We start from the raw sequence: 15,592 nt of genomic DNA on the forward strand, positions 1-15,592 counted from the left end.
CACGGACTCCAGTTGACGCGGTTGTAGCGCCGGGTCCCGCCGTCTTCCGGCAAGCCTGGTCCTGCCCCGTCGCGTGGTTTGCCAGACATTGCGAAGCCGTGCAGGGCTGCACAATGCACTCCAAGCCGACGGCTTACAGCACTCTGGAAGGATCGGTCAGGCCATACTGGTTGGCCAACCGCGCCAACGCGATGTTGTCCTGGATGCCGACCTTTTCGAACAGACGCGCCTTATGGGTATTGACGGTTTTGGCACTCAGGCTCAGGCGCTTTGCGATGTCTTCCTGGCGCAGCCCCTGGGTGAGCAGCAAGGCGACCTCCAGCTCGCGTGGTGACAAGGTGTCAAATGGCGACCGGCCACCTTGCAGGTTGGACAAGGCCAGATTCTGCGCGATGGTATTGCCTAGGTAGCGCCGCCCCAACGCGACTTCGCGTACCGCGCGCAGCAACTCGTGCGCGTCACCGCCCTTGCCCACATATCCGGATGCACCGGCTTCGAGCAGGCGCTTGGGCAGCGGACCATCCTCCAGCACGGAAACGATGATGACACGCGTGCCGTAATCACCCTTGACGATACGTTCGGTGATCTCCAGGCCGCTCACACCCGGCAGATGCAGATCGCACAACACGATGTCCGGCTTGAGCTGACGGATCTGCGGCAGCGCGGCCTCGCCGCTCTCTGCCTCGCCAACGACCTCGATGTCCACTTCCTTGGAGAGGATCATCTTCATGCCGGTACGCACGAGTGCATGATCGTCGATCAGAAAAACTCTGATGGTCATCCTTGTTGTCCTCGCAGTGCGGCTGGCTGGTGCAGCCTATCTCCATGAATAATTCAGGGCAAGCTTGATGCAACGTATTACCGATACGTTAGAGCAACGCAGGCGAGTCATCGTCACCCATCCGTCGCAACGCAACGCATCAACATCATGCAGGTGCCGGTAACACGTCGCGTATCGGACAAGTCAGTCGTGCCTGGTCAGATTTTTCCTGTTTCGCCGATCGGCGCACCGTCCAGCAATGGGCGCAGGTCTGCATCCAGCGCGATACGCTCGTCGAAGACAAAGCAGCGGCCCTGGTAGCCCTCGCCGCCGACGTCCTCGAAATAGCCCAGGATGCCGCCCTCCAGCTGCAACACGTTGTCCATGCCTTCGGCCTGCATCCACAGCGCGGCTTTTTCGCAACGAATGCCACCGGTGCAGAAGCTCACCACCGTGGCATCGGCCAGCGCGGGGCGATACGCCTGCACTGCCGCCGGCAGGTCGGTGAATTTGTCGATCGGCAACGTCAATGCACCCTCGAACGTGCCATGGGCCACTTCCTGTGCATTGCGCGTGTCCAGCAGCACCAACCGGCGACCGTTGTCGTCGTGCCCGCGACGCAACCAGTCGCGCAACACCGTCGGCGTGACTGCCGGTGCGCGGCCCTGCAATGGCGAAGCACTCTCGCGGCGGAAGCTGATGATCTCCGGCTTGACCTTCACCTTGAGCCGCGCGAACGGCTGCTGTGCACTCAAGCTGTACTTGATGCGCATCGACGCGAAGCGCGGATCGGCCTGCAACCACACGTAGAACGCGCCGACCTGGTCGGCCTCGCCGGCCAGGAACAGGTTGATGCCCTCCTCGGCCACCAGCACCGAGCCCTTCAGGCCCTGCTGCTGTGCGTTCGCCAACACGCCGTCGGCAAGCGATTGCGGGTCGGCGATGGCGACGAACTGGTAGGCGGCGGTGTTGGTAATCATGCGGCTATTTTAAAGCGCAGCGCCTTGCGTAGCGAGCACGTCCGGACAAGCGCGCTCCGCGTAGCCAGATGCGCGGAGCAGCCATCACAATCCATCCATTCGGTTCGGGCACCAGGACGGTGAGCGGCGGTTCGCGTCGGCGATCAGCCGCGCAACAGCACGAAGGGCAGCAACACCAGGGATGCCACGATCAACATGCCCAACACGGTGGCGATGACGAACACCGGCCGCTTGCGCAGCAAGGCCCCGAAGGTTTCCGCGGTGCCTGCGGCAATCGCGGCCTGGCGTTGCGCACGCGCGATCGCACCGCGTTGGGCCTGGTAGGCATCCCGCACGGCCCTGGCGCGTGGGTAATCGGCATCGGCGCTGAGCCAGATGCCCCCTGCGGAGATTCCCCAGGGGCTGGGGCGCGTCTCGTAGACCTGCACCAGATGCTCGCGCAACAGAACCCGCACCTCGTCGGCTTCGTCGTCGGGAACATTGCGCAGGTTGAGCAGCAGCTTGGCCATGCGCAGATGATAACGGGAGCAAGATGCGATAATGGTCGTTCTCCTTCACGGATATTCCGATGCGCCTTGTGCTGACGCTGTGTGCCGCGCTGCTGCTTGCCAGCTGTACGCCTGCCCTACCGCCCTCCGGTGGCACCATTGCCAGCTTCGAGCGGATCGACCGCACCGTCGGCACCGGCGCACCGGCCACGCCGGGCGCGAAGGTGACCGTGCACTACACCGGCTGGCTGTACGACGAGAAAGCCGCCGACAAGCACGGCAAGCAGTTCGACAGCTCGCTCGATCGCGCCGAGCCATTCCAGTTTGTGCTGGGTGGCCGCCAGGTGATCCGTGGCTGGGACGAAGGGGTTGCCGGCATGCGCGTGGGCGGCAAGCGCACCTTGCTGCTTCCACCGCAGTACGGTTACGGCGACAACGGCGCGGGCGGCGTGATACCGCCGGGCGCATCGCTGGTGTTCGACGTGGAGCTGCTCGGCGTGCAGCCGCGCTGAGTGGCCGATCGATGAAGGATGCGAGCGCGCCGCGACTGGCAGTGATTGGCGGCGGTCCGGCAGGCCTGATCGCTGCAGAAGTGGCATGCGCCGCCGGGATCGCGGTGGACCTGTACGAGGCCAAAGGCTCGGTGGGGCGCAAGTTCCTGATCGCTGGCAAAGGTGGGTTGAACCTCACCCACTCCGACCCGATGCCGCAATTTGCGCAGCGCTACCGCGAACGCGCATCTGCCGTTGCGGGGTGGTTGCAGGACTTCGATGCCGATGCGCTGCGGGCCTGGGCGCGCGAGCTGGGTGTGGAGACCTATGTGGGCAGCTCCGGGCGGGTATTCCCGCTCGATCGCAAGGCCGCGCCCCTGTTGCGTGGCTGGGTGCGCCGACTCAAGGAGCAGGGCGTCGGCTTTCATGTGCTTCATCGCTGGCTTGGATGGAGCGATGATGGCGCACTGCGCTTTGCCACGCCCGCCGGCGATATCGCCTGCCAGGCCGATGCAACGGTGCTGGCGCTGGGTGGCGGCAGTTGGCCGCAGCTTGGCTCCGATGGGGCGTGGCAGGTGCCATTGCAGCGGCAAGGCATCGGTGTCCGCCCACTGGTGCCAGCCAATTGCGGCTTCGATGTCGAATGGAGTGCATATTTCGCACAACGGCACGCCGGCGCACCGCTCAAACCGGTGGTTGCGCATTGGCGCGACAGCACTGGCGTGCAGCATGCACTGCAGGGCGAGTGCGTGGTCACCGCGACCGGCATCGAGGGCAGCCTGGTCTATGCGATTGCGGCCGAGCTACGCGCGCAGATCGATGCGCACGGCATGGCCGATCTGGCGCTGGATCTGCTGCCCGGACGCTCGCCAGAGCGTATCGCCACAGAGCTGGCCATGCCGCGCAAGGGGCGCAGCTTCAGCGAACACCTGCGTCGCCAGGTCGGTATCGAGGGCGTCAAGACCGCACTGGTCTATGAGCTGCTCGGCAAGCAGGCCGGTGACGATCCAGCCCGGGTCGCACGCACGCTCAAGCACCTGCCATTGCGTTTGTTGCGGCCACGCCCACTTGCAGAGGCCATCAGCTCCGCTGGCGGCGTGGAATTGGAAGGGCTGGACGCGCAATTGATGGCGCTTGCACGGCCCGGCGTGTTCTGTGCGGGCGAAATGCTCGATTGGGAAGCCCCGACCGGCGGCTATCTGCTGACCGCCTGTTTTGCCAGCGGACGCCGCGCCGCACTCGGCGCAGTCGACTGGCTGATGCAGCAACGCGGTGGTGCTACAGCCGATCACTCACGGCCACGCGCGGCCACACCGACTTGACGTCGTAGACCACCGCGCCGGGTTTACCCAGCGCCGCGATGCGCGCAGCGTCGTAGTCGCGGTACTGCGCATGCGCCACCGCCAGCACGACCGCGTCGTAGGCTCCCTCCTCCGGTCCGTCGCACAGCTGCACACCGGCATGTTGCAGCGCCTCGCCAGGATCGGCCCATGGGTCGCAGGTATCCACCTGCAGGCCGGCCGCCTGCAGCAACTGCACCAGTTCCAGTGCACGGCTGTTGCGCAGGTCCGGGCAGTTTTCCTTGAAGGTGGCACCCAGCACCAGCACCCGCGCCTGCGCGAGCACAACGCCGCCGATAGCGAGCATGCCGCAGACCCGCTCGGCAACGTGCCGACCGACCCGATTATTGACCTGGCGCGCGGTGTGGATGAGGTCCGGGTGGTAGCCGACGCTTTCGGATTTATGCAGCAGGTAGTAAGGGTCCACGCCGATGCAGTGCCCGCCGACCAACCCCGGGCGAAACGGCAGGAAATTCCACTTGGTGCCCGCCGCTTCCAGCACGTCGAGCGTGTCGATGCCCAGCTTGTCGAAGATCAGCGCCAGCTCGTTGACCAGCGCGATGTTCACGTCGCGCTGGATGTTCTCCACCACCTTGGCCGCTTCGGCCACGCGTATCGACGGCGCGCGCCAGGTGCCCGCTGTGATGATGGACGCGTACAGTGCATCGACCGCATCGGCGGCCTGCGGTGTGGAGCCGGAGGTGATCTTGCGGATGTCACGCAGGCGGCGCTGGCGGTCGCCGGGGTTGACCCGCTCCGGGCTGTAGGCACAAAAGAAATCGTGGTTGAAGCGCAACCCGGATGCGGTCTCCAGCAGCGGCACGCAGACTTCTTCGGTGGTGCCCGGATACACCGTGGATTCGTAGATGACCAGATCGCCGGGCTTGAGAGCGCTGGCAATCAGCTGGGTCGCGCTGCGCAACGGCTCCAGGTCCGGTTGCTCGAAACTGTCGATCGGGGTCGGCACGGTGACGATGAAAATGCTGCACGCGGCCAGGTCTTCGGCGGCCGCAGAGTAACGCAGGTGCGTTGCGGCGGCCAGCTCGGTATCGTCCAGTTCCAGCGTGGCATCGTGGCCAGCGCGCAGTTGTGCAACCCGCGGCACATCGATGTCAAAGCCCAGCGTGTTGCGTTGTTCGCCAAAGGCGACAGCCAGCGGCAGGCCGACATACCCCAGCCCGATGACGGCGATCTGGGCTTGCTGCGGTTGGAAAAGGGCGTTGCCGGACATGCAGTTCCTTGGGCGCGTGCGCGGTCGGTGACCACGCAGGGATGCGGCGGCAGCATAGCGCACGCGGATTGCGACCGGCGATGAGCGCGAATCTGTGCGTGGAGATTCACAATCGCAACGTAATCAGGCACGCTATCGCCATGCCCGGGTGGCGAAATTGGTAGACGCAAGGGACTTAAAATCCCTCAGCCGCAAGGTTATGCGGGTTCGACCCCCGCCCCGGGCACATTTCGGTCGCGCAGTCGTGGGTGGGGCGGCCCCGGCATGGGGTGCGATTGCCCACGGCGCAGGCTTGGCGGAAGTAGTCGGAGGGTTGCGTGTGACGATGGCTGCTCCGCCACATGATAAAGACGCCGACATGCAGGTCTGCGGTCCGCTACTGACCAGATGGCCGGCGCCCTCCGGCGCACCGCTGGCTGATTCCCTGCCTTCCATCCGTGCGCGCTGGCAATACACCCTGCCCTGCCCGGATGCCAGGATGCTGACGGTGCAGGTGATCGCCTTCGAACTCGAACGCTTCTCGCCCGATGCGTTTGACCTGTGCAATATCGCATGCCCCGATACGATCGCCCGCAGCGTCCGCAAGCGACAGGCTGAATACTTTTTCGGACGACTGGCCGCACGCGAGAGCCTGCGCCAGCAGGCCTGGGTTCCTGCCGATGGCATTCCCCAGATCGCCATCGGTCGCTCGCGCGCACCGGTGTGGCCTGCTCAGTCGATCGGCAGCATTTCGCACACCAGCCGGTTGGCGGCCGCCGCGGTGGCGGCTGCAGACGCGTGGCGTGGGATCGGGATCGATCTTGAGCACATTGTCGATGCCGGCACCCATCAGGCACTGCTGAACACCGTTGTCGACCATTCCGAACATTTGCTCTTGCAGTCGATCTGCAGGTCGACCGACTGCGCATTGGATGTCTTGCTGACGCTGGTCTTTTCTGCCAAGGAAAGTCTATTCAAGGCGAGCTTTGCAAAGGTTGGACGCTATTTCGATTTTTCGAGTGCGCGGGTGGTTGCGCTGAGCCTTCGCGACGGATGGGTTCGCCTGCAGTTGTGCGAACACTTGTGTCCCGAGCTGCCCGTGGGCCAGCAATGCGAGATTGGTTTTGGATTCGTCGATCCCCAAACCATCATGACCTATCGCGCCTGGTGAGTTGCCAGGCGCTTGGCTGACCCTAAGACTGTCGCCAAGGCGAACACGACAATAGCGGGCCATCGATGGCTGCTGACAGCCTGGCAAGCATTCAGGGGCAGTGAGCCGATCGCGCCGCGAGCGTTTGGCACGGTGGATCCGGCCGATCGTCGCAAGCGGAACGTATGCCGCGACTCGGCGTACCTGGATCGGGCACGCCGAGTCGGATTGTCATCGAAGCCGCATCTACACCTCGCTGAGCATCTGAAGTTCTCCGTCCAGTGCTTGCATCCACCAGCTTGCAAAGCGGTCGACATGCGGGGCACGCAGGATGGTGAAATGATCGCCGGGCCCGTGCCAAACCTTCAGCTGCGGGGAAAGCGCGCTCCAGCCAGTGCGTTTCAGGCAGTGCTCCAACCGATTCTGCTCGACATCCTGGGTTGGGTCGTCGGCCAGCACCAGCCGTATCGGCGCATCGTATTGGGCAGCGGGGGCATATACCGTGCGCAATGTCATGCCGAACACCTGCACCATGCCCTTGATCGCATCGGGCGTCGAGCGTCGTGGCAGCAGCCCTGCCCGAACCATCCCTGCGTGGATTGCGTGTAGTTTCGCTGCGTAGTCCATCGTTCGGAACGCTTCCAGCGCAATACCGAACTCGGTGCCGCTGGAGAGTTGCAATAAATCAATCAAGTACTCCAGCACAGCGGTTGCCGTATGGGGTCTGCCGACGATGCCCTGGCCTCCGGGCAATTCGGAGTCGATCAGCGTCAGCGATGCAACGGCAACCCCTTGCCTGCCAAGTAGGCAAGCCATCTCCAAGGCCACCCAGCCACCGAACGAATGTCCAAGCAAGTGCACTGCACGACTCGGCAGTGCTTCCTCCAGCGCATGTACATACGCCTGTGCCGCAACTTCCACACTGCCGTAGGGCAAATTCTCCCGATCAAGACCGCGTGGCTGCATTCCATACACCGGCCATGATGCGCCCAGTGCTGACGATAGACCGACAAACCCTGCAACGTTGTCGCCTGCCCCCGGCACGCAGATCAATGGCGTCCTGTTGGCAAGGCCTTTATGGATGCAGACTAAAGGATGATGCCTGTGCTGGCGGTGCGCAGGGGCACGGCGGGCGGCCTGCATCGCGCTGGTCAGCTCCGCCCCCAGTACCGGGCCGTTCGATGGATCGAACAGCGTCATGTGGTTGCCAGGCACCACCACGCACTTCAGCCCCCACGCTGGTAGCAGGCTTTTCCAGCCAATCCTGGCGTCGCCAGCGGTCTGGCTTGGCAGCACGTCGGCGGCAGTGAACAGATGCACGGGCGTCGGGAGCTGCATCGGCACGTAGTGATGGTACGCATGGTGATGTCCAGCCTCGCGCACCAGATAGTTCAACAGCATGGAGTCGCTATGGTCGGCCCATTCTGCGGGTATCCAGTGACGCACACGAACCAGGGAAAGCAGCGCCTTGACCTCCCATTGCTCCACCTTCCCAAGCAATGCGTTCAAACACAGCGTTGACGACTCCGGATCGTCGTGCTCGGAGGCGGCGGCCAGGCAGTGCTGCAGCAACAGATGGCATTGGGTGTGTTCTGGTATCGGAAACACGGGCCCTATGGAAATTTGCGAGGGGTGATAGGTATCGATCAAGCCAACAAATTCCACCTGCTCATCGCAGGCAATCAGTTGAATGGCCATTTCATACGCAACCAGGCCCCCAAAGGACCAACCCGCAATTCGATACGGCCCTTTTTCCTGCACTGTACGCACCGTTGCAATCAGGCCTCTGGCAAGTTCCTCTACGGTGCATGCCTGGTGCTCACCCAAGGGCGTCGCCAACAGCCCGTAGATCGGCACATCGGCTGCGATGTAGTTCCCTATGACCGAGAAGTAAAGATCAAGTCCGGTGAAGTCATGCACCAGAAAAAGTGGGGGCTGTGTGCCAGCGGTGCGCACAGCAATCACCCCTGGCATCCCTGCATCGTGTAGAACCCCCTGATGGCGCTGAATTGCCGTCGCCATTGCGGCAAGTGTGGAATGCTGGCGCAACTCACCCAACGGTGCTGTCAACTGCGTTCGTTCCAACAAAGCGCTGAGACGAACGAGCAACAGCGAATGCCCACCCAAGGCAAAGAAATCGTCGTGCCGGCCGATCGTCTCCAGACCCAACAGCTCGCTCCAGATCCCGGCAATCGCTTGCTCGACCGCTCCCTGCGGCGCTTCATACCGTTGGTGCGCATGGGCCTGCGCATCGGGCACCGGCAAGGCCTTGCGATCCAGCTTGCCGTTGGCTGTCAACGGCAACGCGTCCAGCTGCACATAGGCCGCCGGAATCATGTAGTCCATCAATTGCGGTTGTAGGTGTCCGCGCACGGCCGCCGCATCGATGTGCTCGCTCACCGCTGCATCGGTGCAGTAATAGGCCACCAACTGCCGCGTTCCCGGCACATCCTCGCGCTGCACCACCGCCACGGCAGCGATGCCTGGGTACGTTCGCAACGCCGCTTCGATCTCGCCCAGCTCGACGCGAAATCCACGGATCTTGACCTGCTCGTCGGCACGCCCCACGAATGCCAACGTGCCATCGTCCTGCCAACACGCCAGGTCGCCCGTGCGGTACAGCCGCGCATTGCGGTTGGCCCCGAACGGATCGGGTACGAAGCACTCGGCGGTCAGCACGGGACGATTCAAATACCCCAGCGCCACACCATCGCCGCCGATATAAAGCTCGCCCACCGCCCCGATCGGTACCGGCCGGCGATACGCATCCAGCACGTACGCCTGCGTGTTGCCGATCGGACGCCCGATGGCAATGCCCGAGGCCGGTGCCGCGGTGATCCGGTGGGTGGTCGCGAAGGTCGTGGTCTCGGTCGGACCATAGCCGTTGAGAAACACCTGCGGCGCGCCCTCTTCAAGCACCCGCCCCACCACCGCCGGATCCAGGACATCGCCACCGACGATCAGGTAACGCAGTTGCGCAAAGACCGGCGACAGGCTCGCTGCATACTGATGGAACACCCCCGCCGTCAGCCACAGCACCGTCACCTGCTCTTCCAGCAGGCGCTGCCGCAAACGCTCCGGTGCCAGCAGCACGTCCTGTTGGACAACCACGACGCACCCGCCGTTGAGCAGCGGTGCCCACACCTCCAGCGTACTGGCGTCGAAGGCGGGGTTGGCAGCGAAGGCCACCCGGTCGGACGCAGTGAACTCGGCATAGCCGTTGTTGCACACCAATCGACTGATCGCCCGATGCGGCACGCGCACGCCCTTGGGCACTCCGGTCGAGCCGGAGGTATACATCAGACAGGCCACTGCATCGCTGGCCTGCGGCAACGCAGGATCGTGATCGGCCATCCTGCCCAGGTCCAGCGTGTCCAGATCCAGACGCTCGATCCCTTCTGGCAGCGCCTGCCCGGCGTGCGTGAGGACCCAGCGGGCCCCGCTGTCCTGCAGCATCGTCAACAAGCGCCCTGGCGGTGCCTGCACATCCAGCGGCAGGTAGGCCGCAGCGCACTTGATGATCGCCAGTTGCGCGAGGATCAGATCGACCGTACGCGGCAGGCCGATCGCCACATGATCGCCCGGCCCGACCCCCAGCGCGATCAGGTGGTGCGCCAGGCGATTGGCGCGCCGGTTGAGCGTGGCGTAGCTGTAGTGCTGCTGGCCATCGATCACCGCAACGGCGTCAGGATCGCGCACCACCTGCTGCTCGAACAGTGCATGGATGGTCTGCGCCTGCGGATACGCACGCTCTGTCGCATTGAACTCATGCAGCACGCGTTGGCGCTCGGCCTCAGGCAGCACGCAAAGCGTCTGCAGCGCACGCTCGTCTGACGCCTCCAACGCCTCCACCAACTGTGTCAGCGCCACCTGCATATAGCTGCACAGGCGTTCTGCGCCCACCGTCGGTACCGCCTGCGCCTTCAGCTGGAACCCCTGCCCAAGATCATCCACGCTCAAGCTCAGCGGATAATTGGTGCGCTCTTCGGCAGAGAGCATCACGATGCCTTGCCATGCATCGCTGCGCGCCAGCTCCTCGCTCGCTGCACTATGGCGGTAATTCAACAAGGCGCTGAACAACGGCCTCGGTGCTGCGATGCGACTGCAGCGCTGCGCCGTTGCAAGCGAGGCGTGCTCGTGTACCAGCAGCTCGCTCACACTGGCATGCATCTGCGCCACCGCCGCGCGCACGCTCAGGCCTTGCAGATTCGCCCGCAGCGGCAAGGTGTTGATGAACATGCCCAGCACCCGGTCCGCCCCCGCCCCGCCCTGCAGGCGTCCCAACAACACCGTCCCGAACACGACGTCCTCGCGCCCGGACAGCGCGCTCAGCACCTGTGCATAGGCCAGGTGATGCAGGCTGGCCACGCTGATCCCGGCCTGGCTGGCCTGTGCCCGCAGTCGCGTGCTCAACGCGGCATCCAGGCACAACACGGCCTGCTCGATGGCGGATGCATCGCCTTGCACCTCTTGCACGCCGAGCGGCAAGGTCGGTTCCTCGACATCGCCCAGCATCCTGGTGAAGAAGGCGGTGTGCGCCGCCTGCGGGGTCCCCAGGGACACCTGGGCCACGTAGTTGCGGTACGGCACGGCAGCAGGCAGCGTCTGGGCAGCGCCGGCCAACACGGCCTGCATCTCCTGCCCGACGACCTCCAGCGCCATATGATCGAGCACGGCGTGATGGAACAGCAGCGTCCCTACCAGTTGCTGGCTTGCCGGATCGTCGGCGACCACCAGCCGCAGCAACGGCGCATGCCCCAGGTCCAGGCGGTAATGGCGCGCATCCAAACGCACGCGCAACTGTTGCGCGATGTCGCCGTGCGCCGGATCCAGGACCACCTCTTCCACCGGCAACTGCGCATGACGGACGACGACCTGGACCGGTTGGTCGAGCCCCTCCCAGAACACGGCGGTGCGCAAGATATCGTGGCGATCGATCACAGACTGCAGGGCGGCGACAAATGCCTGTAGCCGGGAGCGGTCGGCAAACCCGAACTGCGACTGCAGCAGATAGGGGTCTCCTGCCTGGGCGGCCAGGTGGTGATACAGCACCCCCTCCTGCAGCGGCGCCAGCGGATAGATGTCCTGCACGTTGGCCGTGCCACCGGGCACGCTGGCCACGATGTGGTCGATCGCCTCCTGCGACAGCGCCACCAGGGGCAGCAGCTCCGGGGTGATGCGCGGGCACTGCGGCGCAATCAGGTTGGCTGGTACCGCCACGGCGCGGTCGGCGCCCACCGAGGCGGCCAGCGCCGCCAGCGTCGGTTGCCCGAACAGCACCCGCACATCGGCACTGAGCCCTTGCCGACGCATGCGCTCGATCACCGTCACCGCCAGCAGCGAGTGGCCGCCCAGCTGGAAGAAGTTGTCGTGCCGGCCCACCTGCTCCACGCCCAACACCGACTGCCAGATCCCGGCCAGGGTCTGCTCCACCTCCCCTTGCGGTGCTGCGTACGCCTGCGCCGCATAGGCCGCTCCATCCGGTGCCGGTAAGGCCTTGCGATCCAGCTTGCCGTTGGGTGTCAGCGGCAAGGCCTCCAGTTGCACATAGGCAGAGGGGATCATGTAGCTGGGGAGCACCGCCGCCAGCCAAGCGTGCAATTCCTGGGCACTTGTGCCGTCACCCAAATGCTCGATCCCCACCCAGTACGCCACCAGACGCGTGTCGCCACCACTGGCCTCCAGTGCCACCATCACGCACTCGCGCACCTGCGCATGCGCACTCAAGCGCGCCTCGATCTCGCCCAGCTCGATGCGGAACCCGCGAATCTTGACCTGGTGGTCGTTGCGGCCCAGGAACTCGATCGCACCGTCCGCGCGCCAGCGCCCCCGGTCGCCGCTGCGGTACATGCGCGCTCCCGCAGCGGCACTGAATGGATCGGGCAGGAAGCGCTCGTCGGTCAAGGCAGGTTGGTTGAGATATCCCCGTGCCACGCCCGCACCACCGATGTAGATCTCGCCGATCACGCCGATCGGCACAGGCTGGCGATGTGCATCCAGCAGATAGAACTGCGTGTTCGCCACCGGTCTGCCGATGTGCGCCACAAACCCGTCCTCGCGCTCCATCGTCACCCAACTCGAATAGGTCGTGGTTTCCGATGGGCCGTACAGGTTGCACAACCGTCGAACCTGCGTCCTGGCGAAAAGATCTTCCACCAGCTGCCGTTTGAGTGGTTCGCCGGCGACATTGACGGTGTGCACGTCCGGACTCAGCCCGCTCGATTCCAGCACCGCCTTCAACGCTGACGGCACGGTGTTGATCAAGGTGATGCCATCGGACCCTGCTTGCAGTGCCAACAGGTTGTCGACCACCGTGATCGCGCCGCCACAGGTCAGCGGCACGAAGCATTCGTAGACCGACAGGTCGAAGTTCAACGACGTGGAGAACAACGTGTTGGCCAGGACGGACGGCGCGAAGGAGCGATGCGCCCAGATCAGCAGGTTGACCGTGTTGCGGTGTTCGACCATCACCCCCTTGGGCCGGCCCGTCGAGCCGGAGGTATAGATCACATAGGCCAGATGCGCCGAGGTCAGCGCTGCGATCGAAGGGTTCGCCATGTCATGGGACTGCCAGCACGGCATATCCATGTCGATGACCGCCACCGAGGCCATCGGCAGCAGACCCACCGTCGCTGTCTGCGCCAGCACGGCGACCGGGGCACTGTCTGCCAGCATGTAGGCAAGACGGTCGGCAGGATAGGCAGGATCCAGCGGCACATAGGCACCGCCGGATTTCAAGACTGCCAACAGGGCGACCACCATCCGCACATCGCGCTGTACGCAGATCGCGACCCGGTCGTCCGGACCAACACCCACCTCGCGCAGGTAATGTGCCAGGCGATTGGCCTGCGCATTCAACTGCTCATAGGTAAGCGAGCTCTCCCCGTGCACCACCGCAACTGCCGCCGGCGTCCGCGCCGCCTGCGCCTCGAACAATGCATGCACACAGGCATCGCGTGGATAATCCACTGCCGTTGCATTCCACTCCAGCACCACTTGCCGTCGCTCGGCCTCGCCCAGCAAAGGCAGACGTTCCACCGGCTGATCGTCCGCCCCCGCTGCAACCATCGCTTGCAACACCTGCCGCCAATGCCCGATCCATCGCTCCAGCGTCGCACGCTCGAACAGTGCGGTGGCATAGGTCAGGTTGCCCACGATCTGCCCCGCGTGCTCGCCCAGTGACAATGCCAGGTCGAACTGCGCGCTCCCGGATGCAAGGTCCACTCTGCTGGCATCAAGATCACCCAGATCCAGCAGTCCCCGTGGCGTGTTCTGCCACGCAAACAGCACCTGGAACAGCGGCGTATGCGACAGGCTACGCGGCGGCTGTACCAGCTCCACCACCTGCTCGAACGGGATGTCCTGGTGCGCCTGCGCCTGCAGCGCACGCTGCTTCACCGATGCCAGCAACTGCGCCAGCGTCGGCGAGCCGGACAGATCCACCCGTAGCGCCAACGTGTTGACGAACAATCCGATCAGCCCTTCGGTCTCCGAGCGGCCGCGATTGGCCGCCGGGCTGCCGATCACCACCTCGTCCTGACCGGACAAACGCGACAGCAGCATCGCCCAGCTGGTCAGCAGCGTCATGTACAGCGTCAGCCCATGCCGCCGGCTCAATGCTTCCAGTGCCTGCACCTGTGACTGATCCAGCAGTACCTCCAGCATCGCCCCGGCATAATCCTGCTGAGCCGGACGCGGGCGGTCCGTCGGCAGTTCCAGCAACACCGGCGCACCGGACAAGGTCTCGCGCCAATAACTGGCCTGCTGCTGCAACCTCTCCCCCGCCAACCATTGCCGCTGCCAGCTCGCATAATCGGTGTACTGGATCGGCAACGGCGCCAGCGGATCGGCCTGGCCGCGTGCAAACGCCCGGTACAGCACGCTCAGTTCCTCGATCAGGATCCCCATCGACCAGCCGTCGGAGACGATGTGGTGCATGCTGACCACCAGCACCGACTCGGTGTCGGCAAGCCGTACCAGCGCGCCACGGATCAATGGACCGCTGTCCAGCACGAACGGGGCGCTCGCCACCTCGGCCAACACCCGTTCCAGCAGCGCCTCGCGCTGGGGGACCTCTCGCAGATCATGCATGGCCAGCGCAAAACCGCTGTCCTCGGCGGCAATCTGTTGCAGCACCTGGCCATCGCTCTGCACGAAGTGTGTGCGCAGCGACGCATGCCGGGCCACGATGCGATCCAGGGCGTGCTGCAACGCCTCCACCTGCAGCCTGCCATGCAACCGCAGGCCGCCGCTGATGTGATAGGCCTCGCTCACGCCCTCAAACTGCGACAGGAACCAGAGCCGTTGCTGGGCATAGGACGCCACGCGCGGGGCATCGGGGGGCAGTGGCACGATCGGCAACAAGGCCGCGGCAGATGCCGATGCCACACAGCCAGCCAGTTGTTGCAGCGTTGTCTTTGCAAACAACTCAGCCACGCTGATCTCGACTCCCAACGCCTGGCGCAGGCGCGAGGTCACCCGAACGGCCAACAACGAGTGGCCGCCGAGAGCGAAGAAGTTGTCGTGCCGGCCGATCGTCTCCAGACCCAACAGCTCGCTCCAGATCCCGGCAATCGCTTGCTCGACCGCTCCCTGCGGCGCTTCATACCGTTGGTGCGCATGGGCCTGCGCATCGGGCACCGGCAAGGCCTTGCGATCCAGCTTGCCGTTGGCTGTCAACGGCAACGCGTCCAGCTGCACATAGGCCGCCGGAATCATGTAGTCCATCAATTGCGGTTGTAGGTGTCCGCGCACGGCCGCCGCATCGATGTGCTCGCTCACCGCTGCATCGGTGCAGTAATAGGCCACCAACTGCCGCGTTCCCGGCACATCCTCGCGCTGCACCACCGCCACGGCAGCGATGCCTGGGTACGTTCGCAACGCCGCTTCGATCTCGCCCAGCTCGACGCGAAATCCACGGATCTTGACCTGCTCGTCGGCACGCCCCACGAATGCCAGCGTGCCATCGTCCTGCCAACACGCCAGGTCGCCCGTGCGGTACAGCCGCGCATTGCGGTTGCCGCCGAACGGATCGGGTACGAAGCGCTCGGCGGTCAGCGCGGGACGATTCAAATACCCCAGCGCCACACCATCGCCGCCGATGTAGAGCTCGCCCACCGCCCCGATCGGTACCGGCCGGCGATACGCATCCAGCACGTACGCCTGCGTGTTGC

8 protein-coding genes and 1 tRNA gene are annotated in these 15,592 nt (G+C 64.6%); 4 read left to right on the forward strand and 5 right to left on the reverse strand.

Translation table 11 applies throughout. From position 1 onward, the window contains the following. Positions 1–133: 133 nt before the first annotated feature. The 3 genes from XcuCFBP2542_RS16065 to XcuCFBP2542_RS16075 form a co-directional block, all read right to left on the reverse strand. The gene (locus XcuCFBP2542_RS16065) at positions 134–781 is read right to left on the reverse strand and encodes a response regulator (RefSeq protein WP_104604866.1); all 648 of its coding nucleotides are present in this window, start codon (positions 779–781) and stop codon (positions 134–136) included. A 197-nt stretch (positions 782–978) separates the two neighbouring features. Next, positions 979–1,740: a sulfurtransferase gene (locus XcuCFBP2542_RS16070; protein WP_104604868.1), complete on the reverse strand. Its 762-nt coding sequence runs from the start codon at positions 1,738–1,740 to the stop codon at positions 979–981. A gap of 143 nt (positions 1,741–1,883) precedes the next feature. Beyond that, on the reverse strand, positions 1,884–2,249 hold the full coding sequence (locus XcuCFBP2542_RS16075; RefSeq protein WP_104604870.1) for a DUF6164 family protein: 366 nt from the start codon (positions 2,247–2,249) through the stop codon (positions 1,884–1,886). Between the two features lie 59 nt (positions 2,250–2,308). Between XcuCFBP2542_RS16075 and XcuCFBP2542_RS16080 the strand changes: the two genes are divergently transcribed. Further along, positions 2,309–2,740 (forward strand): FKBP-type peptidyl-prolyl cis-trans isomerase, encoded by a 432-nt coding sequence (locus tag XcuCFBP2542_RS16080; protein WP_167526907.1) that lies wholly within the window; start codon positions 2,309–2,311, stop codon positions 2,738–2,740. Positions 2,741–2,751: 11 nt separating this feature from the next. Continuing rightward, positions 2,752–4,041 (forward strand): TIGR03862 family flavoprotein, encoded by a 1,290-nt coding sequence (locus XcuCFBP2542_RS16085; RefSeq protein ID WP_104604872.1) that lies wholly within the window; start codon positions 2,752–2,754, stop codon positions 4,039–4,041. Here the strand turns inward: XcuCFBP2542_RS16085 and XcuCFBP2542_RS16090 are convergent. Then, the gene (locus tag XcuCFBP2542_RS16090; RefSeq protein ID WP_104604874.1) at positions 3,998–5,290 is read right to left on the reverse strand and encodes a nucleotide sugar dehydrogenase; all 1,293 of its coding nucleotides are present in this window, start codon (positions 5,288–5,290) and stop codon (positions 3,998–4,000) included. The genes XcuCFBP2542_RS16085 and XcuCFBP2542_RS16090 overlap by 44 nt on opposite strands. A gap of 142 nt (positions 5,291–5,432) precedes the next feature. Here XcuCFBP2542_RS16090 and XcuCFBP2542_RS16095 point away from each other — a divergent pair. Together XcuCFBP2542_RS16095 and XcuCFBP2542_RS16100 are read left to right on the forward strand one after the other, a co-directional pair. Next, positions 5,433–5,516, forward strand: a tRNA-Leu gene (locus XcuCFBP2542_RS16095). A gap of 99 nt (positions 5,517–5,615) precedes the next feature. Next, positions 5,616–6,440: a 4'-phosphopantetheinyl transferase family protein gene (locus tag XcuCFBP2542_RS16100; RefSeq protein ID WP_249027676.1), complete on the forward strand. Its 825-nt coding sequence runs from the start codon at positions 5,616–5,618 to the stop codon at positions 6,438–6,440. 225 nt (positions 6,441–6,665) lie between these two features. On the opposite strand, the gene XcuCFBP2542_RS16105 is transcribed toward XcuCFBP2542_RS16100, so the two are convergent. Beyond that, complete coding sequence (locus XcuCFBP2542_RS16105) at positions 6,666–15,575, reverse strand: non-ribosomal peptide synthetase (RefSeq protein WP_104604876.1); 8,910 nt, start codon at positions 15,573–15,575, stop codon at positions 6,666–6,668. Positions 15,576–15,592 lie beyond the last annotated feature (17 nt).

This window comes from Xanthomonas cucurbitae, from assembly GCF_002939885.1.
Lineage (GTDB): Bacteria > Pseudomonadota > Gammaproteobacteria > Xanthomonadales > Xanthomonadaceae > Xanthomonas > Xanthomonas cucurbitae.